Source organism: Helicobacter anatolicus, from assembly GCF_021300615.1.
In the GTDB taxonomy this organism is placed as follows: Bacteria; Campylobacterota; Campylobacteria; order Campylobacterales; family Helicobacteraceae; genus Helicobacter_H; species Helicobacter_H anatolicus.
Window position 1 is genome coordinate 517,658 of record NZ_JAJTMY010000001.1, and the last position, 26,642, is coordinate 544,299.

21 protein-coding genes and 2 tRNA genes are annotated in these 26,642 nt (G+C 31.8%); 19 read left to right on the forward strand and 4 right to left on the reverse strand.

Annotated elements, in window-relative coordinates:
• Position 1 precedes the first annotated feature (1 nt).
• Entirely contained in the window at positions 2 to 952 is a 951-nt protein-coding gene (locus tag LW133_RS02670; protein ID WP_233076135.1) for an NAD(P)-binding domain-containing protein, read from the forward strand.
• Between the two features lie 3 nt (positions 953 to 955).
• Here the strand turns inward: LW133_RS02670 and LW133_RS02675 are convergent.
• From LW133_RS02675 to LW133_RS02685, 3 genes are all read right to left on the reverse strand, one after another.
• Positions 956 to 1,052: transfer RNA gene (locus LW133_RS02675), tRNA-Sec, on the reverse strand.
• A 124-nt stretch (positions 1,053 to 1,176) separates the two neighbouring features.
• Positions 1,177 to 3,432: a carbamoyltransferase HypF gene (hypF, locus tag LW133_RS02680; RefSeq protein ID WP_233076136.1), complete on the reverse strand. Its 2,256-nt coding sequence runs from the start codon at positions 3,430 to 3,432 to the stop codon at positions 1,177 to 1,179.
• Entirely contained in the window at positions 3,419 to 4,420 is a 1,002-nt protein-coding gene (locus LW133_RS02685) for an agmatine deiminase family protein (RefSeq protein WP_233076139.1), read from the reverse strand. The genes hypF and LW133_RS02685 overlap by 14 nt, the downstream gene beginning before the upstream one ends.
• 57 nt (positions 4,421 to 4,477) lie before the next feature.
• Here LW133_RS02685 and tsaD point away from each other — a divergent pair, with 57 nt between their 5' ends.
• Positions 4,478 to 5,479 (forward strand): tRNA (adenosine(37)-N6)-threonylcarbamoyltransferase complex transferase subunit TsaD, encoded by a 1,002-nt coding sequence (gene tsaD, locus LW133_RS02690; RefSeq protein ID WP_233076140.1) that lies wholly within the window; start codon positions 4,478 to 4,480, stop codon positions 5,477 to 5,479.
• Between the two features lie 194 nt (positions 5,480 to 5,673).
• Here tsaD and ppsA read toward each other — a convergent pair whose 3' ends face one another.
• Entirely contained in the window at positions 5,674 to 8,094 is a 2,421-nt protein-coding gene (gene ppsA / locus LW133_RS02695) for a pyruvate, water dikinase (RefSeq protein WP_233076141.1), read from the reverse strand.
• 207 nt (positions 8,095 to 8,301) lie between these two features.
• On the opposite strand from ppsA, the gene purL reads away from it, so the two are divergent.
• The 17 genes from purL (at position 8,302) to LW133_RS02775 (ending at position 26,371) form a co-directional block, all read left to right on the forward strand.
• Positions 8,302 to 10,491 carry a phosphoribosylformylglycinamidine synthase subunit PurL gene (gene purL, locus LW133_RS02700; RefSeq protein ID WP_233076143.1) on the forward strand — a complete coding sequence of 730 codons (2,190 nt, stop codon included), beginning with the start codon at positions 8,302 to 8,304 and terminating at the stop codon, positions 10,489 to 10,491.
• 5 nt (positions 10,492 to 10,496) lie between these two features.
• A complete protein-coding gene (locus LW133_RS02705) occupies positions 10,497 to 11,582 on the forward strand; it encodes a lipid A deacylase LpxR family protein (RefSeq protein WP_233076145.1) in 1,086 nt (361 codons plus the stop codon).
• On the forward strand, positions 11,582 to 12,052 hold the full coding sequence (locus LW133_RS02710; RefSeq protein WP_233076146.1) for a hypothetical protein: 471 nt from the start codon (positions 11,582 to 11,584) through the stop codon (positions 12,050 to 12,052). The genes LW133_RS02705 and LW133_RS02710 overlap by 1 nt, the downstream gene beginning before the upstream one ends.
• A gap of 143 nt (positions 12,053 to 12,195) precedes the next feature.
• Entirely contained in the window at positions 12,196 to 13,047 is an 852-nt protein-coding gene (locus LW133_RS02715; protein WP_233076147.1) for a glycosyltransferase family 2 protein, read from the forward strand.
• Positions 13,048 to 13,049: 2 nt separating this feature from the next.
• On the forward strand, positions 13,050 to 14,234 hold the full coding sequence (locus tag LW133_RS02720) for a glycosyltransferase (protein ID WP_233076148.1): 1,185 nt from the start codon (positions 13,050 to 13,052) through the stop codon (positions 14,232 to 14,234).
• A complete protein-coding gene (locus tag LW133_RS02725; RefSeq protein WP_233076149.1) occupies positions 14,203 to 14,874 on the forward strand; it encodes a hypothetical protein in 672 nt (223 codons plus the stop codon). Before LW133_RS02720 ends, LW133_RS02725 begins: the two co-directional genes overlap by 32 nt.
• A complete protein-coding gene (locus LW133_RS02730) occupies positions 14,853 to 15,179 on the forward strand; it encodes a hypothetical protein (RefSeq protein WP_233076150.1) in 327 nt (108 codons plus the stop codon). The genes LW133_RS02725 and LW133_RS02730 overlap by 22 nt, the downstream gene beginning before the upstream one ends.
• Positions 15,173 to 16,231, forward strand: coding sequence for a non-hydrolyzing UDP-N-acetylglucosamine 2-epimerase (gene wecB / locus LW133_RS02735; protein WP_233076151.1), 1,059 nt, complete (start codon positions 15,173 to 15,175; stop codon positions 16,229 to 16,231). Before LW133_RS02730 ends, wecB begins: the two co-directional genes overlap by 7 nt.
• On the forward strand, positions 16,228 to 17,166 hold the full coding sequence (locus LW133_RS02740) for a Gfo/Idh/MocA family protein (RefSeq protein WP_233076152.1): 939 nt from the start codon (positions 16,228 to 16,230) through the stop codon (positions 17,164 to 17,166). The genes wecB and LW133_RS02740 overlap by 4 nt, the downstream gene beginning before the upstream one ends.
• Positions 17,151 to 17,735 (forward strand): acyltransferase, encoded by a 585-nt coding sequence (locus LW133_RS02745; RefSeq protein ID WP_233037619.1) that lies wholly within the window; start codon positions 17,151 to 17,153, stop codon positions 17,733 to 17,735. The genes LW133_RS02740 and LW133_RS02745 overlap by 16 nt, the downstream gene beginning before the upstream one ends.
• Complete coding sequence (locus LW133_RS02750; protein ID WP_233076153.1) at positions 17,725 to 18,831, forward strand: DegT/DnrJ/EryC1/StrS family aminotransferase; 1,107 nt, start codon at positions 17,725 to 17,727, stop codon at positions 18,829 to 18,831. Before LW133_RS02745 ends, LW133_RS02750 begins: the two co-directional genes overlap by 11 nt.
• A complete protein-coding gene (locus tag LW133_RS02755; RefSeq protein ID WP_233076156.1) occupies positions 18,831 to 20,081 on the forward strand; it encodes a nucleotide sugar dehydrogenase in 1,251 nt (416 codons plus the stop codon). The genes LW133_RS02750 and LW133_RS02755 overlap by 1 nt, the downstream gene beginning before the upstream one ends.
• A gap of 62 nt (positions 20,082 to 20,143) precedes the next feature.
• A tRNA-Asn gene (locus tag LW133_RS02760) sits at positions 20,144 to 20,218 on the forward strand.
• A gap of 345 nt (positions 20,219 to 20,563) precedes the next feature.
• Entirely contained in the window at positions 20,564 to 20,686 is a 123-nt protein-coding gene (locus tag LW133_RS07425) for a hypothetical protein (RefSeq protein WP_408610452.1), read from the forward strand.
• Positions 20,650 to 22,161, forward strand: a complete 1,512-nt coding sequence (locus LW133_RS02765) for a type I restriction-modification system subunit M (protein ID WP_408610454.1) — start codon at positions 20,650 to 20,652, stop codon at positions 22,159 to 22,161. Before LW133_RS07425 ends, LW133_RS02765 begins: the two co-directional genes overlap by 37 nt.
• A 3-nt stretch (positions 22,162 to 22,164) precedes the next feature.
• Positions 22,165 to 23,301 (forward strand): restriction endonuclease subunit S, encoded by a 1,137-nt coding sequence (locus LW133_RS02770; RefSeq protein WP_233076157.1) that lies wholly within the window; start codon positions 22,165 to 22,167, stop codon positions 23,299 to 23,301.
• Positions 23,294 to 26,371, forward strand: a complete 3,078-nt coding sequence (locus LW133_RS02775) for a type I restriction endonuclease subunit R (protein ID WP_233076159.1) — start codon at positions 23,294 to 23,296, stop codon at positions 26,369 to 26,371. Before LW133_RS02770 ends, LW133_RS02775 begins: the two co-directional genes overlap by 8 nt.
• Positions 26,372 to 26,642 lie beyond the last annotated feature (271 nt).

Consider the following 26,642-nt stretch of genomic DNA (forward strand, 5'->3'; position numbering starts at 1 on the left):
AATGGAAAAGATTTATGATATCGCAATTATTGGCGCAGGACCAGGGGGTATTGCCACAAGTATTGAAAGTAAGGTTTTGGGGATTGATAATACAATTTTGTTTGAAAAAACAAGCGAACATTCTGCAACAATTAGAAAGTTTTATAAAGATGGTAAGCGAGTTGATAAAGACTATAAAGGACAGGTTGTAGATCTTAAGGGATCAATTGATTTTTGCGATGGTGATAAAGAAGGAAGCTTAGCGCTTTTTGATTCTCTTTTGGAAAAATATCAAATCGTGCCAAAATATAACACAGATATTGAAAAAGTAGTAAAAAAAGACGGAATTTTTGAGATTAGCTCTACAAATAATGAAATCTTTCATGCTAAATTTGTTGTGATTTCTATTGGAAAAATGGGTCAGCCAAATAAACCAGATTACAAAATCCCCCCTACTTTGCTAAAAAAAGTCACATATAATGTTAATGGTATTACTGAAGGGGAAAAAGTACTTGTTGTGGGTGGTGGTAACTCTGCAGTAGAATATGCAACTGCTCTTGCAGAAATGACAGATACTACATTAAATTATCGCCGAAAAGAGTTTAATCGTATTAATGAGATTAATGCAAAAAACCTTGAAGAATCTATGCAAAAAAATCTTAAAACAAAACTAGGTGTAAATATAGAAAAACTTGAAGATGTAGATTCTAAAGCAATGGTATATTATGATGATGGTACAAGTGAGAGTTTTGATAAGATTGTGTATGCAATCGGTGGTGCGGTACCTCTTGATTTTCTTAAAAAATGTGGTTTAGAACTTGATGAAAATGGCTTGCCTATTACAAAAGATTTTGAAAGTAGCGTAGAAAATATTTTTGTTGTTGGAGATATACTCTCTAAAAATGGCGCATCTATTGCAATAGCACTTAATCAAGGTTATGAAGCAGCACTAAAAATTAAGTCAAAAATTTGAATTTGGCGAGAGGGCAGAAGAATCGAACTCCTCAACAGCTAAACACTTAGCCATTCTGTGGGTTTGAAGCCCAAGGTGCACACCAGAACACTTGCCCCCCAAAAACGGGTGCAAGTATTATAATCAATTTTGATAATTTTTTTACTATTTCTTGAATTAAAAATTTCTTTTTATTTTTTGGATTGTTTTTTTGATATTGTTTTTAGTAAAATTTTTTAAGATTTTTATGTGATACTTATCACTTGTCCTAAGGAAATATTACTATCATTACTAGGAAGATATTGATGAAAAAATAAACGCAATGTGTGCTTGGAATTTTCTCTTATAATTGCTTCACATAGAGCTTTATTCATAAAAACTCCACCTGAAAACATTAAAGTTTTTGTTTGCATAATGTGTGCAAATTTGAAAATGATAGCGACTAGAGTGTTAATAAACTTGCTTACGATTTTTTCTTTTGCTTCATTATTTTTTAAATCTTTTAATATTTCTTTCATCATGGGTTTAATGCATACTTCATATTTAGAGGTAATCAAGAAGTGGTAGCTTTCTTTTATCTCTTCTTTGTAGTGTTGCTCTAGCATAATAGGTGCTTCACAATCATAACTATTATAATCACAAATTTCACATAAACACGCCATTGCATCAAAGATTCTTCCTACAGAAGTTGTGTGAAAAACATGTAATTTTTTATCAATAACTGTGTCAAAAAATGGAAAAATTTTAGGATATTTTTGTATATATTTTTGCTTGAGCCATAAAATATCATCATTATCACCAAACTGCCGCACTAAACTATAGGCAATTTTATAGATTTCTTTGATACTTTTTTCTCCTCCATAAATCTCCATGTTTTCAAAATGCCCTACACGCTTATAATTTTTTAAGTTCCCAAAAATAAATTCCCCACCCCAAATTTTTCCATCTTTGCCAAGTCCTGTGCCATCCCAAATTACACCTAAGACTTTATCTTCTATTTTTAAATTTTTATCTTGCAATAAAGAATCTGCAAAAATTGCACAAAAATGTGCATAATGATGTTGCTTTTTTTCCCATAAAATATTGTTTTTGCAACTAAGATTTTTACTAATTTGATAAGAATGGTAATTTTGATGTAAATCGCTAATAATTTTTTTGGGTTCGAGTTGATAAATTTGCGTAAAAAAATTGTAGTTTTTTTCATAGCGAGCAAGTGTGGTTGGATTGTTTAAATCCCCAATATAAGGAGAAACAATCACCTCCCCTTCTTTTTTATATGCAAGAGTGACTTTTTGTTCTGCTCCCATACCAATTAAAGTGTCTTTATTTTCATTTAATTGTGTAAAATGTAAATGTAATGGCGCATAACCCCTTGCTAAACGAATAATTTGCATTCCCTCCCCTACTTGCTGCACCACAGAATCGTCAATAGGATTTATAATTTCTCTTCCATGAGTAAGATATGCATCAAATACATTGCCAAGTTTGTTTAGCAATTCTTTTTCTGTAGTAATAATGGGTTCGCCATTTAGGTTTGCACTTGTGAAAACTATAGGCCTATTGATTTTTTCCATTAAAAGGTGATGTAAGCTGCTATAAGGTAAAATCACTCCCACTTGCTTGAGATTTGGTGCGATTTCTTGGAGAGGTTGTTTTTTTTGTAAGAGTACAATAGGAGCTTCTTTGCTTAAGAGTGCTTTTTTTTGCAAGGGGGTGATTTCTGCAAATTCATTGATAGAATCCAAATCTTTTAGCATAATTGCAAATGGTTTTTTTGGGCGATTCTTTAAATTTCTTAAGCGTTTAATACTTGAAGAATTTGTAGCATCACAGCAAAGAGTGAAGCCGCCTACCCCTTTGATTGCAACAATTTTTCCTTCTAAAATTGCCATAGCACAAGCATGTATTGCTTCATCATTGTGAAAATGTGTGTCTTTGTGATAAAAACTAAGTGAGATGGTGCAATTTTTACATGATAATGTTTGGGCGTGAAATCTCCTGTTATTAGGATCTTGATAGTCTTTTAAACAATCTTTACAGAGCCCAAAATCTCGCATACTAGTATTTTTACGATCATAGGGTAATGAGTATAAAATGCTATATCTAGGCCCACAATTTGTGCAAGTATTAAATGCGTATTGATAAAATCTTTGATGATTTTTAAGATCCTGTAAGCAATCCTTGCAAATTTTAAGATCTTGAGGGAGAATACCTTTTAATGTAGTTTTAGCATCTTTAGAATCCAAAATATCAAATTGGGAGTATTTTTTTTGGATAATGATTTTTTTATAATCTAAACTAGTAATCAAGGCTTGTGGAGGGAGGTTGTTTTGCAAGGTTTCTAAAAAAGAATCAAGATTTTTATCAATAAGAATTTCTACATAATTGCCTCGATTTTTTACATAACCATAAATTTTTAATTGCTGAGCGATTAAATAGACATAGGGGCGAAATCCAACCCCTTGCACTCTCCCTTCAACGCGTATTTTATAAAATATCATAAAGTTGCATTGTTACACAATGAAGGCTTCCGTGTTGACGAATTAATACAGAACAATCAATAGGAATTACCTCATAATAGGGTTTTAGTGTATTGATAGCTTGTATGTCAAGATCAGGTATATTATAAATAGGAAGCAGCAAAGTTTTATTATTGATAAGTAAAAAATTTGCATAACTTGCAGGCAATCTCTCCTTATTAAAAAATACCTTAGGAAGTGGTAGGGGCAAGAGATGATAAGGTTTACCTTCTTTAGTTTTTAATTTTTTTAACTCTTCTTGCATTTTGTTAAGCTCTGTAAAATGTTCATCATTTTTATCATTACATGCAATGTATGCAATTGTATTGGGATTGATAAATCTTGCTAAAGTATCAATATGGCTATCTGTATCATCTCCAGCTAAATATCCATGATGAAGCCATAAGATTCTTTCTACTCCTAAAATATCCTTTAATTTTGCATCAAGTTCTTCTTGTGTATAAAAAGGATTGCGATTTTTTTCTAAAAGGCATTGTGTATTGGTTAGCAATGTTCCCATTCCATCGCTATCAATACTCCCCCCTTCTAAGATTAAATCTTGCGTCAAAAGATTTGGTAGGATTTTTTGCTGAAAAAGTGTAGAAGAAACTTGATTATCAAAACAACTAGCAAATTTTAGCCCCCACCCATTAAAACCAAAATCTAAATGCAAGATTTTAGAATCGTTTTTGATACTAATAGGTCCAAAATCTCTTGCCCAAGTGTCATTTGTAGGAATTCTTAAAATTATAAGATTAGAGGAAGAGAGATGAGAATGTAAAAAATCCATTCCTTCATGGTCATTAGGATCAACGCATAATATAACTTTTTCGTGAGGTAGAATTGCTTGAATAATTGTCAAAAATGTTTGTCTTGCTTCATCTAAATACTCATTCCAATCACTATTTTTATGCGGAAATGCCATTAAAATAGCTTTTTGTTCTTCCCACTCTGCTGGTAATATTTTCATAACTTCCTTTCTTTTATGTAGAATCATGTATAATTCTATCAAAAAAATAGGTGGATTATGATACTTAGCATAGAAAGCAGCTGTGATGATAGCTCTATTGCCATTACAAGAATTTCTGATAGCAAACTTCTTTGGCATAAAAAACTTTCTCAAGAAAATACCCATAGCCTTTATGGTGGAGTTGTCCCTGAAATTGCTTCAAGAATGCATGCAAAAGATTTACCATTGTTACTAAAAGAAGTATTAGATTCTTTTGATAAAACACAGATAAAAGCTATTGGTGTTACCACACAGCCGGGATTAAGTGTTACACTTATTGAAGGATTGATGATGGCAAAAACTTTGAGTTTGGAGCTTAATATTCCTATTATTGGTATCAATCACCTAAAAGGGCATATTTTTTCACTTTTTATCAATCAGGAAAATTATAATTTTCCTATGAGTGTTTTACTTGTTTCTGGTGGACACACACAAATTATTGAAATTAGTGATATAAAACATATGAAAATTATTGCGCAGACAATGGATGATAGTTTTGGTGAAAGTTTTGATAAAGTCGCAAAAATGTTAAACCTATCTTATCCAGGAGGGCCAATTATTCAAGAGTACGCAGAAAAATATCAAGGTGAGCTTTATAATTTACCTATACCCTTAAAAAATCATTCAGGAATTGCTTTTAGTTTTTCTGGTTTAAAAAATGCTGTGCGTTTGCAAATAGAAAAAGATTCTAGTAATCCTTATAAAATTGCTAAAAGTTTTCAAGATGCAGCATGTAAGCACTTATTACAACAACTAGAAAGATATTTTAAAAAACATCGGGCACCAAAAAATTTTGCTATCGTTGGTGGTGCAAGTGCAAATACTTATTTGAGGGAAAAAGTTTGTCAGCTTTGTCAAAAATATCAAAAAACCCTTTTTTTAGCACCTTTAGAATTTTGTTCTGATAATGCTGCAATGATAGGAAGATATGCTGTTGAAAAATATAAGAATCAAGAATTTGATAATTTTTTTGATCTTCAATGTAGCCCCAAAAGTACACAAGGAGAATTTATTTTATAGTTTTACTAAGTGGTTAAACTCTCTTTGCATGGATATTTCTTTTATAAAATTTGCTATAAAAAGACTTACGAAGTGGTTAAATATGATTAGTAGCTAAAAAATGGGGTAAATTAGAACTTAGTTTTTATATTTTTTTATAGTGGATATAGAGATTATAAAATATTCTTATATCTCTATCACACTCTTTTTTTTTATTATTGTTTTAAAGTTTTTTCTAATTGTGCAATTCTTGTCCAAGTTTCTATGATAGAATCAGGATTTAGAGAAATAGAACTAATTCCCTCTCGAACTAAAAATTCCGCAACTTCTGGATAATCACTAGGTGCTTGTCCGCAGATTCCACAATATTTATTATGTTTTTGACATGCTTTAATCGCTCGTTTAAACATTTCAAGCATTGCAGGATTTCTTTCATCAAAAATATGGCTTACAAGTTGCCCATCTCTATCGACACCCAAAGTTAGTTGCGTGAGATCATTAGAACCAATTGAAAAACCATCAAAAAGATTTAGGAATTCATCAGCCAAAATTACATTTACAGGTAATTCACACATTACATAAATTTCAAGCCCATTTTTTCCAGATTCCAATCCATTGCGTCGTAGAATTTCTAAAACTTTTATCCCCTCTTCCGGGGTTCTTAAAAATGGAATCATCACTTTCATGTTAGTTAATCCCATTTCCTCTCTTACCATAGCAAGTGCTTGAATCTCCCATTCAAAAGCAGTACGATAAAGATCAGAATAATATCGACTAGCACCACGATAGCCTAGCATAGGATTTTCTTCTTGAGGTTCATATCCTGCTCCAGCAATCATTCCACGATATTCATTAGATTTAAAATCACTAGTTCTTACAATTACAGGTTTGGGATAAAAAGCAGCTGCAATCATTCCCATTCCCTCGGCAATTTTTTTAATAAAAAAGTCTTTGGGGTTGTCATATCCCGAAATTAATTTTTGTATCTCAGGATATTCAGGAATATTAGTTTTACCATTTTGGATATCTACTAATGCTAAGGGATGCGCTTTGATTTGATTAAGGATAATCAATTCCATTCTTGCAAGTCCTACACCATCATTTGGCATTTGTGCAAAACTAAATGCTTTTTCTGGATTTCCGATGTTCATATAAACTTTTGTTTTTGTATTGCCAATATTATCAAGTTTAATTTGTTCTACTTCGTAATCATGAATCCCTGCATACACATATCCTTCTTCACCTTCAGCACAAGATACTGTAACCTCCATTCCAGTGTAAAGTCTATCAGTAGCACCTACGGCACCAACGATTGCAGGCACACCTATTTCTCTAGCTACAATTGCTGCATGACAAGTTCTCCCGCCACGATTAGTAATTACTGCAGCAGCTTTTTTCATCGCTGGTTCCCAATCAGGATCTGTATTATCAGTAACTAAAATTTCACCCTCTTTAAAAGTATTCATATGTTCAATATCATTAATAATTCTCACTTTGCCATGACCAATTTTTCCGCCAGTTGCCCTGCCTTGAATGATAATTTCTTTTTCATCATTATTTTTAAATTTGTATTTTTCAATAACCTGTGCATTATTTTTATTTTTTTGGCTTTGTACGGTTTCAGGACGCGCCTGCACGATAAAAATCTCACCACTATCACCATCTTTTGCCCATTCCATATCCATAGGACGATATTCTCCTGCTTCTTTTGTGTAGTGTTTCTCGATTATAATGGCATATCTTGCAAGAGTTAAAATATCTTCGTCTGTAAGTGAAAAGCTTTGCATTTCTTTTTGAGTTGTTGCAATATTTTTTGTAGGATGATCACTTCCTTTTGGCGCATAAACCATTTTTACATTTTTATGCCCAAGTTGTCTTTTGATAATAGGTCTTTTACCATCTTGTAGTGTAGGTTTAAAAACATAAAACTCATCGGGATTTACTGTTCCACCCACGACATTTTCACCAAGTCCCCAGCTTGAAGTGATAAATACTGCATCTTTAAATCCTGTTTCTGTATCAATAGAAAACATAACCCCAGAGCTTCCTTTATCAGAACGTACCATTTTTTGTACACCCACAGAAAGTGCAACTTTAAAATGATCAAATCCTCTTGAAGCGCGATAGCTTACCGCCCTATCAGTAAAAAGTGAGGCAAAACAAGATTTGATATAATGGATCAATTCAGTTTGCCCTTTGATACTTAAATATGTATCTTGTTGACCCGCAAAACTTGCATCTGGTAAATCTTCCGCAGTAGCAGAACTTCTTACTGCTACATCAGCTTCTTTCATGCCATACTCATCACTTAAAATCTTATATGCTTCAAAAATCTCATCTCTTAGGTCGCTAGGAAATGGTGTGCCAAAAATAAGTTCACGGATTTTTTTAGATCGTGTTTTCAATACATCAATTTCTGTTACATCAACATCTTTTAAAAGTTCTATAATTTTTTCTTTAATTCCACCGTTATTAAGTAAATACCAATAAGCATCACTAGTGATAGCAAAACCATTTGGCACTTTAATACCTGCAGGAATTAACTCTTGAAACATTTCTCCTATACTGGCATTTTTGCCACCAACTAATGGAACATCTTTGTTATTGAGCTCTTTAAAAAACTTGATGTATTTCATAACTGTCTTGTCTCCGCAATTTATGTTTTTATAGTATGCATACCATTTTGGTAAGTTTAGCTAAAAATTAAGCTTGGCATTATTTTAATTAGATAAAACTTTAATAAAACTTAATCATATATTTTTTTTAAATTTTTATTCCAAATAGCAGTCCTTTTTGTTAGAATCGTGAAGAAATAAATCGTAGAAATTCTAAAAGGTGTCAAAATGCTTCCTGATTTACAAAATATATTAGAAAAACATAAACTTTCTCAAGAGGATTATCAAGAGATTAAAAAGATTCTCCAAAGAGAACCAAATCTATTAGAAATTGGAATCTTTTCTGCCATGTGGAGTGAGCATTGTAGCTATAAATCTAGCAAAAAATATCTTAGTGGTTTCCCTACAAAAGCACCTTGGGTAATTCAAGGGCCTGGAGAAAATGCAGGTGTAATTGATATTACCAAAGGTTATAGCGCAGTTTTTAAAGTAGAATCTCACAATCACCCTAGTTTTATTGAACCTTATGCGGGTGCTGCTACAGGTGTTGGTGGAATTATGAGAGATGTTTTTACAATGGGCGCTCGCCCTGTAGCAAGTCTTAATGCTATTAGATTTGGACGCATTGATACACAAGATTCTATGGCTAATTTACATAAATTTTTATTAAAAGGTGTTGTAAGAGGGATTGGGGGCTATGGAAATTGCATGGGAGTGCCCACAATCGGAGGTGAGACAAGTTTTAATGCTTGTTATAATGGAAATATTTTAGTAAATGCCTTTACTTTAGGTATTGCAAAAACTGATGAAATTTTTTATGGACGCGCTGAGGGAATTGGTAATCCTGTAATTTATGTAGGGAGTAAAACAGGTAGAGATGGTCTTGGCGGGGCTGTAATGAGTAGTGATAGCTTTGATGAAGAATCTAAATCCTTACGCCCTACTGTGCAAATTGGCGATCCCTTTAGTGAAAAGCTTTTATTGGAAGCATGTTTAGAATTATTTAAAAAAGATTTGATTGTAGGGATTCAAGATATGGGTGCTGCAGGGCTTACTAGTTCAAGCTTTGAAATGGCAGGGCGAAGTGGTAGTGGAATGGTAATGCATTTAGATAAAGTACCAATGCGAGAAAAAGGCATGACACCTTATGATTTAATGCTTAGTGAATCGCAAGAAAGAATGTTAATTTGTGCGAAAAAAGGAAAAGAGCAAGAAGTAATAGAAATTTTTCAAAAATGGGAAGTTGATGTGGCAATTATTGGAGAAGTTACAGATAGTGGACTAATGGAGCTTTATTGGTATGGAGAAAAGTGTGCAAGTCTTCCAATTGCCCCTATTGCAGAAAATGCACCAATACTAGATCGTGAAATAAAAGAGCCTGTGTATTTGCAAAATTTGCGTCAAAAAAACTACAAACCTATAATAGAAAATCCTACTTCTATTTTACAAAAAATGCTTGCAGATATTGAAGTAGCAGATAAAAATTTTATTTATGAGCAATATGATAGCATGGTGCAAACAAATACTATCACGGGCGTTGGGAAGCTTGATGGAAGTACAATTAGAGTAAAAGAAAATGACACGGCATTATCAATGGCAATTTGCTCTCCTATTACTTATTGCTATCTTAATCCTAAGGAAGGTAGCAAAATTGCAGTAGCAATTGCAGGGCGTAAGTGCGTAAGTCGTGGAGCTAGACCACTAGCAATTAGTGATTGTTTAAATTTTGGAAATCCAACAAATCAAGAAGTAATGTGGCAATTTAAAGAATCTACAGAAGGCATTAAAGAAGCTTGCAAGATTCTTAATACCCCTGTAGTAAGTGGTAATGTTTCCTTATATAATCAAACAGATGATAAAGATATTTATCCTACTCCTACGATTGTAAGTGTTGGGCTTTGTGAAGATTATAATAAAACTTTAGATTCTTCACTAAAAAATGAAGGAAATACAATTATTCTTCTTGGAGAATTAGGAAGTGATTTTGGTGGGAGTTTATTACAAAGAATTATGCAAAATGAAATTAGTGGGGATTGTCCGCAAATTGATTTAGATGCAGAATTAAGATTATGGAATCTGGTTTTAGAATGCAATCAAAAATCTTTAATAAAAAGTGCCAAAAGTGTGGGCAAGGGTGGCATTGCGTTGGGACTAAGTAAAATGGCAATTTTGGGTGAAAAGGGAGTAGATATTACAACTCCTTTTAGTACAGAAATGCTTTTTTCAGAAAGCCAAAGCCTTATGCTTATAGAAACTCATATGCCTGAAAAATTGCAAGAAATAGCAAAAAATTTTGGTGTGGCTTGTAGAATTTTAGGGAAAGTTTCTATCGATAAAATTAAAATTGATGCGATTGTTTGTACATTACAGAATGCTAAAGAACTTTATTATCAAAGCTTCAAAAAGATTTTAGGCTAATGTGCATGTATAAAAAACTTGTATTTTATTTTGGAATCTGTGGAAGTTTATTTGCAAAAACCTTGCAGCAAGACTTTTATCAAGAAACTTTAGCATTGCAAGAATTAGTAATGCCTGAAAATTCACAAGACCTAGAAGAAAAAACAATCGCACAACAAGAAGAACAAGCACAAAATACAGGGGATTTTGCCCCTTATAAAAAAAAATTTTTTAGTATTGTAAGTGAAAATGATGCATATTTTGATCAATTTGTAGATCGCTACTATACTGCAGGAACGAGCTTTTCTTATACTTCTAGGGAATATGATTCTGGGTTTTTGCAACTTTTTAGCCTTAATGCAAGGGATAAAAAATTTTCTCGTTATGAAATTGCTTTGCACCAAGATGTCTATACCCCTCAATCAAGATTGGCACAAATAAATCCATTAGATCACCCTTACGCAGGATATTTGAGTTTTGATTTTAGTATTTCTCAAAGGCGTAAAAGTAGTGTGGAAAATATCAAGCTACAACTTGGTGTAGTAGGTCCTGCTGCATTAGCAAAACAAACACAAGAGCTTATCCACGTACTTACAAAGAATCCTATATTTTTTGGTTGGGAGCATCAAATCAAAAATGAATTTATTATAAATCTTACTTATGAATATATCCATAAATTTGATATTTTAAAAAGTTCATTTTTTGACATAGATATTTTACCAGCTATAAAATTTGCACTAGGAAATGCTAATACTTTTGCTGGAATTGGCGGAAGATTTAGGTTAGGATATAATCTTGAAAGTGATTTTGGTGTGGAGAAGGTAAATACGAGTTTTTTGGGAAGCAAACCTTATAATGATAAATTCTCTTTTTATGTTTTTGGTGGGGCCTTGGGCTCTTATGTAGCAAGAGATATTTTTATACAAGGAAATAGTTTTGGCACACCTACAGGTCTTGTTTTGGAGCATTTTCTCTATGATCTTGAACTTGGGGCTAGTATTTTGTATAAAGGTTTTAGACTTTCTTATGTTTTTACTCATCAAAGCAAACAATTTGCCTCACAACCAAAAGGGCATAATATTGGAAGCGTGGTTTTAAACTTTTCATTTTGATGCGTTGTGTGATTTTTTGGGTTTTTGTTGCAGTATGTTTTGCAGAAACAAAAAAGGATATCAACTATTATCTTGAAAAAAATCATGCAAATTTATGGGAATTTTATCAGACAATCAAAAAACAAAGTCTTGAGGGGAAATATGCGACCTTTAGAAAACGCTTGATTATTGATCAAAAAAATTATACGCTTTTAAATAAGTGGCAAAAAAAGAAATTTGATGGGCAGATTGTTTTGGTGGTTTTTTATAAAACAAGTAAGCCAAATTATAGTGATTTTGGTGGTGTGAGTATTGATGGTGTTTTGGTAGATGATAAAGATGAAAAAGCACCCAAGACTTATTATTATAAGTTTGATGGGCGTTATTACACGGATTTAGAAATCGTAGATTCCAAAAGAGCATTGTATGCATATTGTATTTTGCCACATTTTAAACATTGCATTTTACTAGGAATCCCTTATTATTATTGATATTTTTTATTAGTATTTGTATTTTTTAGGTTGGGTAGCAAAGTGGCAAAAATATTAAAGATTATCTAAAACACCCTAGCCTATAAGATAGCACTTCGATACAAACGAAATGTGATATACTTTTAATTTATCGAGGAGTTTTAATGACTTTTTCTATCGTTACTGTTGTGTTTAATGATATTGTCCATATTGAAAAAACCATGGAATCTGTAATCAATCAGACTTGTAAAAATGTGGAATATATCATCATTGATGGAGGAAGCACAGATGGCACAAAAGAAAAAATCCGAGAAATTGTTCTAAAACATGCAGAAATTATTCAAGAAGACAAAGAAGATTCTAAGTATTTTCTTTATGCACAGGCAAAAAAATATCAAAATTTTTATTTTAAATTTCTTAGTCAAAAAGATAAGGGGATTTTTGACGCGATGAATAAGGGAGTTATATTAAGTCAAAATGATTATATAAATTTTGTAAATTGTGGCGATTTTTTGCATGATCAAAATGTATTGGCAAATATAGCAGCTCTTAATTTTAATGCAGATGTTTTTTATGGGGATTTGGAGATTTGCTATCTTGATCATAATCATAAATTTATTAAAAAAACTTCAAGAAATCTTGATGATCTTTATTGCCTTTTTCGTGATTTTGGTCACCCTAATTGTTTTATCAAATCGCAAGTACATAAAAAATATCTCTATGATACAAATTATAAACTTGCTAGTGATTATGATCTAATTTATAAGCTTTATAGAAATCATTATAAATTTTATTTTAGTGATATTGTGATTTCTACTTTTAATTCTGGTGGAGCAAGTGATCAAAATGGATTTAAAAGCCTAAGAGAAGCCCTAAAAATTGCTCTTTTTTATAATACTAACTTTATTGTAAAAATAAAAATTATTTTTTATTATTTTTTTGCTCTAAGTAAAAAAATCGCAAAGCTTTACCTACCAGTTTCTTTTGTCAAATCTCTTTTAAAAATCAAAGGTTAAAAATGCTTTCTAATAATCTTACGCATGATAAAAGACAAGAAAAAATTAATGCTAATTTAAGCAATAATAAAACTCCTAGAATCCTTCAACTTGGAAAATTTTATCCCCCACATTTAGGTGGTATTGAAAGAGTAATGGAAGATATTTGTGATGGAATTAATGCCAAAGGTTTAGTGTGTGATTGCTTGGTGTCAAATAAGGAATTAAAATATAAAGAAGATACAACATCTTATGGAGCTAAAATTTTCCGTGTAGCAAGTTTTGGGATTCTTGCCTCTACTTCTCTAGCACCACAAATGATTATAAAACTTTTTAAAATTATTAAAAATTACGATATTATTCATGTGCATCATCCCGATCCCATGGCAACTCTTGCGCTTTTTTTGGTGCCTCTAAAAAATAAGATTATTATCACGCATTATCATTCTGATATTTTTAAAAATAAGTGGCTTTTAAAATGCTTTATGCCCTTGCAAAATTATCTTTTGAAACGCTCCCAAAGTATTGTCACTACAAGTGATCTTTATGCTAAAACCTCTTTATTTTTAAAACCTTATCAAGAAAAAATTACCACAATTCCTATTGGAATACCCCCGATAGATATGAACCAAAACACAGAAAAAACGCAAAATATTATTTGTTCTGTGGGGCGATTAGTGCCACTAAAGGGATTTGAATATTTAATAGAAAGTGCTTTATTTTTGCCTAATGATTTTAGCATTCATATTGCAGGAGATGGGGATATAGGATATAAAAATAAACTTTTGACATTGATAAAAAAACATTGCTTAGAAGATCGGGTATTTTTAGTGGGGAGAAAAGTGGGGGAAGAATTAAATAATTTTTATGCTAAATCTCGCTATTTTGTCTTACCATCAATGCAAGAATCTTTTGGAATCGTACTTCTTGAGGCGATGCGTTATAGTATCCCTTGTGTATGCACTAATCTCACCCCCTCTGGCATGCCTTATATTAATCTTCACAATCAGACAGGAAAAGTTGTAGAAAAAGCAAATTCCAAAGCTATTGCAAAAGCAATTCTGGAAATACAAGAAAATTATGAATTTTATGCAAATAATGCAAAAAAACGCTTTTTGGAATATTTTACACAGCAAAAGATGATAGAATCTTTTAACGCACTTTATAAGGATCAATATGAATATCAGAAAAAGGCTGGGAAAAATTAAAAGATTCTTCTTTGATAGTCACACATCTCGCCCTATTCCTGTTTTTTCAAAACCTAAGGGAGCTATTTTATCTACGATAGAAAAATTTTGCAATCGTGATTTTTTTGAAGAACATAAAAAAGAGAGGCATGTAGGTTATTTTGACTTAGACCCAAAAGCCAAAGATCCTAAATCTCCACTAAATCCATGGGCTTTTATTCGTGTAAAAGATGAGGAAAAAACCCTAAAGGCAAGCCTTTATAGTATCTTGGGAGCGATACAAAGAGGAGTGATTGCTTATCATGATATTACAGATAATTCTGAAAAAATTATTTTAGAATTTTGTAAAAAATTTCCTAATTTTAAACCTTATCACTATCCTTATACAATCAAGATTAAAAATCCAAAAACCACGGAAGAATATCTTCATCATTTTTATAATTTTACACTTTCTAAGATTCCAAAAAATGAATTTTTAATCAAAATTGATACCGATCATATTTATGATTCTAAGCGACTTTTTAAAAGCTTTTATGCTATAAGAAATAAAATGCATGTTTTATCTATTCCGCGAGTAGATTTTGCAATTGCTAAAGTAGGAGGTGTTTTGCCAAAAAAGTCACTACGCGGGGGGATATATTGGCACGCGCCGATCATATAAACACTAATCATCAATGCGATCACTGGCTAATTTATAATGAAGATCTTATTTTTGAGCCTTGGATAAATCCAAAAAATGGGCTAATTTTTGAAATATTGCGTTTTAAAAAGCCTTATATGATTTATATCTCTGAACTTAATAATTGGCATTTTCCTTTTCATAAACCTCAAAGAAGAGAATATTTTGCAAATTGTCAATGGTTAGGGCTTGATGAATTTAAAAAGCAATGCACACCTATGATTGATCCACAAATGCTAGATGAAGAGTATATTAAATCCCATTTGGAATTTATGGACTTATGTTAAAAATAGCCATTATTGTTGGTGCAAGACCGCAATTTATCAAGCTTGCCCCCTTGCAATTAGCACTAAAATCTCTTCCTGTGCAAGAAGTTTTGATTCACACTGGGCAACATTATGATACAAATATGAGTGAAGTATTTTTTAGAACACTAAAACTCCATCAACCTCATTATATTTTAAACCATGGAGGCAAAAGCCATGGAGATATGACAGGAGCTATTTTAAGAGATGTAGAAGAAATTTTATTGCAAAATAAACCTGATTTTACTTTGGTTTTTGGTGATACAAATTCTACTCTTGCAGCAGCATTAGCAAGTATAAAATTACAAATCCCTATCATTCACATAGAGGCAGGATTAAGAAGCTTTGATCATAAAATGCCAGAGGAAATTAACCGAATTCTTACAGATAGAATCTCAAAAATTCTTTGTTGTCCGACTCAAAATGCAATACAAAACCTTATTAATGAAGGATTTAATTCTTTTGATTGTATTATTAAGAATACTGGAGATATTATGAAAGATTCTAGTTTGTTGTTTGAAAAATTTGCAAAAAAACCTCCTTTACAATTGCAAAAAAAATTTACAATTTGCACTATTCATCGACAAGAAAATCTCAATAAAAATGCCTTAGAAAATATTTTTCAAGCTTTAGAAATTATTGCACAAAATACGCAGGTAATTTTACCCTTACATCCTAGCACAAAGCGCTATATTAATCCGAGTGATTATAAAAATATCACCTTTTCCTCCCCTCTTTCTTATTTAGAAATGCTCTATCTTCTCAAAAATACCCAAAGTGTACTCACAGATTCTGGAGGTTTGCAAAAAGAAGCATATTTTTTCAAAAAACCTTGTTTGGTATTGCGAGAAAATAGCGAATGGAGTGAGCTTATTATGCACAAATATAATCTTTTAGTAGGAAATAAAACACATACAATTCTTGAAAGTTTTGCTAATATTTCAAAACTTTGTAATTTTTCTTATACGCAAAATTTTTATGGAAATGGTGATGCTTCACAAAAAATTATTGAAATATTAAAGGAATTTTTATGAAAAATTTCGCACTCATTGGCGTGGCAGGATATGTAGCACCTAAGCATTTAAAAGCGATTTATGAGACTAAAAATAATCTTTTATGCGCACTAGATCCAAAAGATTCTGTGGGAATCCTAGATAGCTATTTTCCTCAAACGCATTTTTTTACAGAATTTGAACGCTTTGATCGCCATATTTCCAAATTACAAAATAAAGGGATTGAACTTGATTATATTACTATTTGTTCGCCAAATTATTTGCATGATAGCCATATCCGCTTCGCACTTAAAAATAATGCAAATGCGATTTGTGAAAAGCCATTGGTGCTTAATCCTTGGAATATTGATACTCTTATTGACCTTGAAAAAAAGACAGGAAAAAAAGTTTATAATATTTTGCAATTAAGATTGCATCCTAGCATCATTGCTCTTAAAGAAAAAATACAAAATACTATTAAAAAGAATCCACAAAAAAGATTCCAAGTTAAGTTAACCTATATTACTTCAAGAGGTAATTGGTATTTTGCCTCTTGGAAAGGTGATCTAGCAAAAAGCGGAGGAATAGCAACAAATATTGGGGTGCATTTTTTTGATATGTTGCAAAATATTTTTGGCGAAGCAAGGGGTTTGAAAGTGCATATAAATACAAAAGATACTGCAAGCGGGATTTTAGATCTTCCTTTTGCTGATGTTACTTGGTTTTTGTCTATTGATGCCAAAAATCTACCCTCTAATGCACAGAGAACTTATCGATCTATTGAGCTTGAAGGAGAGGAAATAGAATTTAGCAATGGTTTTGAAAATCTACACACAAAAAGCTATGAAGAGATTTTAAAAAATCAAGGCTTTGGATTACTTGATGCTTATCCTTGTATTTCTTTAGTACATAAAATTAGAAACTTAGAGATAACACCACTAATAGGAGAATACCACCCCCTATGCAAAAATATTTAGATTTTTTTGTTCATGATACTAGTCTTATTGATGAAAATGTAATCATTGGAAAAAATACAAAAATTTGGCATTTTTGTCATATTTTACCTCATACAAAAATTGGAGAATGCTGTTCTTTTGGGCAAAATTGTATGGTAGGACCTAATGTAGTGATAGGGAAAAACTGCAAAGTACAAAATAATGTAAGTATTTATGAGGGGGTAATGTGTGAAGATAATGTATTTATCGGTCCTTCTGTAGTATTTAGCAATGTGATAAATCCACGCGCTTTTATTGTGCGTAAAGATTCCTACCGCCCTACTTTGCTAAAAAAAGGTTGTTCTGTTGGTGCAAATGCTACAATTATTTGTGGTAATACTATAGGAAAATACGCACTTATTGGTGCAGGAAGTGTTGTAACAAAAAATATTCCTGATTATGCCTTAGTAGTAGGTAATCCCGCAAGAATCATTGGTTATGTAGATCAAAGTGGCGAAAAATTAGACTTTATAGACAATAAGGCATTTAGCAAGAATGAAAAACATTTTTACTATTTAAAAAATAATCAGGTTTTTCGTGATGATGATTGATTTTGCAGGGATTAAAAAAGATTATCTCACACATCAAAAAAAGATTCATTTTGCAATACAAAGGGTTTTGGATTCTGCATGTTTTATTATGGGAGATGAGGTAAAAAAATTAGAAGAAAATCTCAAAAATTATGTGGGAAGCAAATATGCACTAACTTGTTCTAATGGCACTAGTGCACTTATTTTATCACTTATGGCTCTAGGGATACAAAAAGATGATGAGATTATTACAAGTAGTTTTAGTTTTTTTGCAAGTGCAGAAGCTATTGCTATTTTGGGGGCTAAGCCCATTTTTGTAGATATTAATCCTAAAACGTTTTTAATCGATGAGACAAAAATCAAACAAGCGATTACAAAAAAAACTAAGGCAATTTTAGTGGTAAGCTTATTTGGAAATATCCCAAATATGGAAAAAATTAACTCCATTGCCAAAGAATTTGGGCTTTTTGTGCTTGAAGATGGGGCACAAAGCTTTGGTGCGATGTATCAAGGCAAAAAAAGTGGCAATTTATGTGATATTTCTACGACAAGTTTTTTTCCTGCTAAGCCATTGGGTTGTTTTGGTGATGGTGGAGCAATATTTTTTAATGATGAAAATCTTTATGAAAAGATCTATGCACTTCGTTCTCATGGGCAAATCAAGCGCTATACTCATGAATATTTAGGTATTAATGCAAGATTAGATAGCTTGCAAGCAGCAATCTTAAATGTCAAACTTTCTTATTTTTCAGAAATTTTACAAAAACGCCAAGAAAATGCACAAAAATATCAAGAAAAACTAAAAGACTATCCAGAGATTTTTTTACAAGAAATTACAAAAGATTGCAAAAGTAATTATGCACAATTTAGCATTCTTAGCAAAAATAGAGATTCTCTTATTGCATATTTAAAAACAAAGCAAATTCCAACAGCTATCCACTACCCTATTCCCATTCCAAAACAAAAGGCTTTTAGTTATCTTAATGTAGAGAAAAAATATTTCTCACAAGCACAAAAGATTACACAAGAGATTTTTAGCTTACCCTTGCATGCGTATTTAAGTGATGAGGAAATTACCTATATTACACAATGTATCAAAGAATTTAAGGGAATATAATGGATAAAATTGCAATTATTGGACTTGGCTATGTAGGACTACCCTTAGCAATAGAATTTGGAAAAAAATATTCTACTATAGGCTTTGATATTAATCCCACAAGAATCAAAGAATTGCAAGAAAAAAAAGATAAAAATGAGCAAATTTTAGATTTTTCTTCCTCTAGTTTTTTGAAATTTAGCCATAAAGAAGAAGATATTAAAGATTGCAATATTTTTATTATCACCGTTCCAACTCCTGTAGATATTTATAAAAAGCCAGATATTACTCTTTTGCTTTCTGCTTCAAAGCTTGTAGGAAAATACCTAAAAAAGCAGGATATTGTCATTTATGAATCTACCACCTACCCTACTTGCACCAAAAAAGAATGTGTTCCAGTTTTAGAAAAAACAAGCTCACTTGTTTTTAATAAAGATTTTTTTGTAGGCTATTCACCAGAGAGAATCAATCCAGGAGACAAGGCACATACACTAAAAAATATCACCAAAATTACTTCAGGGAGTTCAGAAGAATCAGCACAAAAAATTAATTCTTTATATCAAAGCATTGTTGATTCTACATATTTAGCCCCAAGTATTGAAATAGCAGAATCTGCAAAAGCAATAGAAAATGCCCAAAGAGATTTAAATATTGCCTTCGTCAATGAATTGAGTATTATTTTTGATAAATTAGATATAGACACTCATGAAGTATTAAAAGCAGCCAAAACAAAATGGAATTTTTTACCTTTTACGCCAGGGTTAGTTGGCGGACATTGCATTAGCGTAGATCCTTATTACCTTACCCACATTTCCAATGTATATGGCTATCACCCTAAGGTCATTTCTTCAGGAAGATTGATTAATGACATGATGCCAAATTTTATTACGCAAAAAACAATCAAACTACTCTTGCAGCACAAAATCAACCCTCTACATGCAAAAATTGCAATTTTTGGTGCGAGTTTTAAAGAAAATTGCAAAGATATTCGCAATGCAAAAGTATTTGAAGTGTATAAAGAACTTGAAGAACATGGGATAAAAGTGGAAATTTTTGATTCTTTGGTAGATGCCAAGGAAGTAAAAAAATTTTATGGTGTGCAGGTTTTTCCTATTTCTTCGTTAAAAAATCAATATCATGCAATTATTATTGCTATCCCACATCAAGAGTTTTTAGAAGTCAATTATCAAAAGTTTTTGACATCAAATGGTTTGATTTTTGACATCAAAGGAGCTTTACAAAGAAATCAAAAAAATATCTATAAACTTTAAAAAATCTCTTGACATTTTTTAGAATTTTTTTTATAATTACACCGCTTTTATGAGCAATACATTCCGGATTAGCTCAGCGGTAGAGTAGGCGGCTGTTAACCGCTTGGTCGTAGGTTCGAATCCTACATCCGGAGCCATTCTCTTTTTTAATCACAATAATCTCCATAAATTTTTGATTTTATCAAATGCTTATTTTTTTATTCGTTAAATTTATTAAGGTTTAAATATAAAGCTAGTATTTTTATCATTAAAATAAATAAAATCACTGAAAAAGCATAAAGTTTGATTCTATAAATAGTATTTCTAATCTTTAGATAATAATTTTATCTTTGAGTTTTATGGATTTTTACTATAACCACTTATTTTGGAAATAAATAACCACTTATATTAAATTTTTTTTATATTTTTGACATTATTTTTGATTAAATTTTAACTTATGATAAAATAAATTTTAAAAATTTTCACTCACTAAAAGGATATTTATGGCAAAAGAAAAAATTGCGGAAAATCAAATCAAATCAAATCAAATCAAATCAAATCAAATCAACAAAATGAACTTCACAAAACAATTTGGAAAGTCGCAAATGAGCTTAGAGGTTCTGTAGATGGCTGGGATTTTAAGCAATATGTTTTGGGTATTATGTTCTATCGCTATATTTCTGAAAACCTAACACGCTATATTAATGAAGGAGAGCAAGAGAATAACAAAGATTTTGATTATACAACCCTAAGCGATGAGGAAGCAGAAATTGGAAGAGAAGAAACCATCAAAGAAAAAGGCTTTTTTATCCCTCCTAGTAAATTGTTTTGCAATGTAGTTAAAAATGCTTCTAAAGACCCTGATCTTAATACCACTCTTGAAAATATTTTTCAAGGAATAGAAAAATCAAGTCTTAAGACATCTTCAGAAAAAAATGTTAAAGGATTATTTGCTGACCTAGATGTCAATAGCTCAAAACTTGGTAACACCCTTAAAGCTAGAAATGAAAAATTAACCAAACTTCTTGAAGCAATCAATGAAATGGAGCTAGGCGAGTATCAAGAATCTGGAATTGATGTCTTTGGTGATGCTTATGAATACCTCATGGCAATGTATGCAAGCAGTGCAGGAAAAAGCGGGGGAGAGTTTTTTACCCCTCAAGAAGTTAGCGAACTTCTTGCAAAAATTGCCGTGCATAATCAAAAATCTGTCAATAAAGTTTATGACCCTTGCTGTGGAAGCGGCTCTTTGCTTTTGAAATTTGCCAAAATACTTGGAAAAGAAAATGTCAAAAAAGGTTTCTATGGACAAGAAATTAATCTCACCACCTACAACCTCTGTCGTATCAATATGTTCCTTCATGATATCAATTACAGCAAATTTCATATCTCTCATGGAGATACCCTCCTAGATCCAAAGCATAGTGATGATGAGCCATTTGATGCTATCGTCTCAAATCCCCCCTACTCTACAAAATGGGAAGGAGATAACAACCCTTTGCTTATTAACGATCCACGATTTTCTCCAGCAGGAGTCTTAGCTCCAAAAGGTAATGCAGATCTAGCCTTTACCATGCACATGCTTTCTTGGCTTTCAAATAGCGGGACTTGTGCGATAGTTGAATTCCCAGGGGTGCTTTATCGAGGAGGTGCTGAGCGAAAAATCCGAGAATATCTAGTCAAAAATAACTTTGTAGATTGTGTGATTGGGCTACCTGCCAATCTTTTCTTTGGGACAAGCATTGCCACTTGTATTTTGGTGCTTAAAAAGAATAAAATAGATGCCAATACCCTATTTATTGATGCAAGTGCGGAATTTATCAAAGCTGGAACAAAAAACAAGCTTACAGAAGAGAATATCCAAAAAATTTATCAAGCTTATATTGACAGAAAAGAAGAGCAATACTTCACCTCTCTTGCTTCCATAGAGCAGATAAAAAACAATGATTTCAATCTCTCAGTCAATCGCTATGTCAAGCAAGAGGACATAAGAGAAGATATTGATATAAAAGCCCTCAATGCAGAAATCAAAAACATAGTCAAAAAACAAGAAAGACTAAGAACTTCGCTTGATCAAATCATCACAGAGCTTGAGGGGTAAGTAATGAATAAAATAGAACAACTGATAGCTAAACTATGCCCTAATGGTGTGGAGTTTAAGAGTTTGGGTGAGATATGTGAGAGTCAAAGCAAAGCAACACTAAAGATTTCCGACTTAGATAAAAATGGTCTTTATCCTGTCATCAATTCGGGAAGAGATTTTTATGGCTACTACAATGATTTTAACAACGAAGGAGAAACGATAACTTTTGCATCACGAGGAGAGTATGCTGGTTATGTAAAATATTTTCAGGGCAAATTCTTTGCTGGTGGATTGTGCTACCCTTACAAAGTTTCACTTAAAAATAGACTTTTGACAAAATTTTTGTATTTTTACCTCAAGTCCAAAGAAGAAGAAATTATGGAAAATCTTGTTTCTCGAGGAAGTATCCCAGCACTTAATAAGGTGGATATTGAAGATTTTTGTATCCCTATCCCGCCTCTTGAGATTCAAGAGGAGATTGTCAAGATTCTTGACAATTTCTCAGAGCTAACAGCAGAGCTAACAGCAGAGCTAACAGCAAGAAAGAAACAATATGAATATTATCGCGATACACTCTTAGACTTCGGAGATGAGAATAATCCAAAAGATGGGGTGGAGTTTAAGAGTTTGGGGAATGTCGCAACGATTTCTCGTGGTGAGAGAATTACAAAATCTATTTTATCAGATGAGTTTCATTATCCTGTAATGAGTGGTGGTATTGGCCCTATGGGATATTGGAGAGATTATAATCGTGATAAAAATACAATCATCATTGCACAGTATGGAACAGCAGGATTTGTAAATTTTATGCAAGAAAAATTTTGGGCTAATGATATTTGCTATTCAGTTTCACCCAATAGAGACATGATAAATAAATTCCTTTATTATTTTCTTTTGTCAAAGCAAGCAGTTTTGTATGAGCTTTGTACTAATGCAATCCCTAAACATCTACCAAAAGAAAAATTATGTGACTTAAAAATCCCTATCCCGCCTCTTGAGATTCAAGAGGAGATTGTCAAGATTCTTGACAATTTCTCAGAGCTAACAGCAGAGCTAACAGCAGAGCTAACAGCAGAGCTAACAGCAAGAAAGAAACAATATGAGTATTACAGAGATAAACTCTTAGATTTCAAAGAATTGGAGAGCAAAAATGTCTAAAGAGCTTCACCCTATTGCACAAAGCAATAAAAGCACAGTTATTGCAAAATATATAAAAGAGAAAAATAGAGAAAACTCTTATCAGAGTGAGAGACAGCTTGAAGAGGAATTTATTACACTCTTGCAAAAACAAGGCTATGAGTATGTAAAACTTGCTTCCCAAGAGGAGCTAAAAGAAAATCTCAAAAAACAGATTCAAAAACTCAATAACTATACTTTTACTCCTAAAGAGTGGGAAGAAGTTTATACTCAGTTTATTGCTGCAAAAAATGATAGATTTAAAGAAAAAACTAGAAAAATCCAAATAGATTGCACCTATTCTCTAAGATTAGAAAATGGAGAGATGAAAAATATCAAAATCCTTGATAAGCAAAATGTTTATAATAATATCTTGCAAGTTACCAATCAATACACAACTAAAGGCAGATATGAAAATCGCTACGATGTCAGTGTGCTTGTCAATGGACTTCCTCTTGTGCATATTGAGCTAAAGAAACGAGGGGTGGCAATCAAAGAAGCATTCAATCAAATCAGGCGTTATCAAAAAGATAGTTTTTGGGCTGAAGATGGATTATTTGAGTATATACAAATTTTTGTTATCAGCAATGGAGTGCATACAAAATACTACTCTAATACGACAAGAGAATCCCATCTTAGCAAAAGTAAAAAAGCCAATAGCTTTGAATTTACAAGCTATTGGGCAGATTCTACAAATGAGTTAATTTTGGATTTAATCGATTTTGCAAAGACTTTTTTTGCTAAACATACGCTTTTAAATATCCTTATTCGCTATTGTGTTTTTACAAGCGATGAAGACTTGCTTGTAATGCGACCTTATCAAATTGCAGCAACTGAAAGAATTTTGGAGCAAATTAATATCATTCATAATAATAAAACCTATGGCAAGAATGCAAGTGGAGGCTATATCTGGCATACAACAGGAAGCGGAAAGACACTCACAAGCTTTAAGACTGCCACTCTTATAAAAGAGCTTGATTATATTAACAAAGTCCTTTTTGTCGTGGATAGAAAAGACTTGGACTATCAAACAATGAAAGAATATGAAAAATTTGAGCAAGGCAGTGCAAATGCCACTACTACAACAAAAGTCTTGCAAAGACAACTTGAAAATCCTAGCTCAAAAATCATCATCACCACTATTCAAAAGCTTGATAAATTTATCAAAAACAACAAAGAACATAAAATCTTTGACGAAGAAATCGTAATGATTTTTGATGAGTGTCATCGAGGTCAGCTAGGAAAAATGCACGATGGGATTACAAAGGCTTTCAAAAAGCACTATCTCTTTGGTTTTACAGGAACTCCCATTTTTGCAGAGAATTGCGATAAAAATATTCCTTTGGGGACAACAGAGCAAAAATTTGGTAAGAGTTTGCATAGATACACCATTATTAATGCAATTGCTGATAAAAATGTCTTGCCTTTTAAGGTAAGTTATCACAATACTTTAAAACCAAAAGAAAACATCGAAGACAAAGAAGTGTCAGCTATTGATATACAAAAAGCTTTACTTGATGATCGTAGGATTAAAGAGGTGGTAGAGTATATCTTGAAGAACTTTGCTCATATCACCAAGCATAATGAAAACTATACTTTTAATAAACTAGATAATATTGAAAGCGTTGCAAAAAATGCCAAAAAAGTAGAAGAAAAACGAAGTCAAACTTCACTTAAAGGATTTAACTCAATTTTAGCGTGCTCTGGGATTGATGCGGTTAAAAAATACTATCAAGCTTTTAAAGAGGCAGATCACAACCTAAAAATCGCAACAATTTATAGTTATAGTCCTAATGAAGATTTTGATGGACTTGAAGATGAAAACAACGAGGGAGTTGAAGGACTAGATCAAAGCTCAAGAGATTTTTTAGAAGAAGCAATCAAAGATTATAATGCAATGTTTGAGACAACCTATGATACTTCAGATGCAAAATTTCAAAACTACTATAAAGACTTATCGCTAAGGGTAAAAAATAGAGAAATTGATATTTTGATTGTGGCAAATATGTTTCTTACAGGATTTGATGCCACGACTCTTAATACTCTTTGGGTAGATAAAAATCTTAAATACCATGGACTAATTCAAGCATTTTCAAGGACTAATCGAATCCTTAATAGTGTTAAGACTTTTGGAAATATCGTATGTTTTAGGGATTTGGAAGATGACCTTAATAAAGCTCTTGCACTCTTTGGAAATGAAAAAGCTGGGGGAATTGTATTGCTTAGAAAGTTTGAGGACTATTTTGATGGTTACACCGATGAAAATGGTAAATATTATGAGGGTTATAAAGCTTTGATTCAACAACTTTATAAGTTTCCTCTAGGAGAGAGAATTCTCTCTGAATCCAAACAAAAAGTTTTTGTCAAGCTTTTTGGAAAAATTCTAAAAATTAGAAATATTTTGGAATGCTTTGATGAGTTTAAAGATCGCCAAATCATTGAACCAAGGGATTTGCAAGATTATCAAGGAATGTATCTTGATCTCTATGGTGAGCTTAGAGGAGAAAAAAATGCAGAAAAAGAGGAAATTAATGATGATTTAGTCTTTGAAATTGAGCTTATTAAACAAGTAGAAATTAATATTGATTATATTTTGGCATTGATTGAAAAATATGCAAAATCTAGTAATGAAGAGAAACAAGGAATCAAAAAAGAGATTGAAACAAGTATTAATTCAAGTTTTGAAATGCGAAACAAAAAAGATCTTATTATGGCATTTGTGGAATGTATTAACAATCAAAGCGAAGATGTATTCAAAGATTTTGAAGAGTATATCGAGCAAAAGCGCAAAGAGGAGTTTGAGGCAATTATCAAAGATAATAATCTTAAAAAGGATGAAGCCCGTGAATTTGTTAAAAGAGCTTTTAAGTATGGGGAAATGGAATTTAATGGCACTGAATTCCCCAAACTTTTGCCAAAAGGCACTTCACTCTTTAGCAAAACTTCCAATTATGGGGAGACAAAAGAAAAAATATCAGCGATTTTACAGGGATTTTTTGAGAGATTTTATAGCATCTCTAGTTCAGAATTTAAAAGTGGTGAAAATCAATAAACTTTCACTACTAAAATAAAATCTAATAAATCCTAAAACTTAAAAATAAAATAGAATTACTTTTATTAGAATTCTATTTTCATGCCAAAATTATTTTATTTTTTATTTGTATTTTTTATATTTATTAAAGTTATTTTGTTTGAAATCTTACAATCTCATTTAGTTTTATAGTATTTGATTTTAAATCCAGTTTTGTTTGGTGTTGATTTTAATTTGAGTTTTTAAATCTAATCTTTTAATTTTAGTTTATTTATTTAGTTTTTATAGTTGT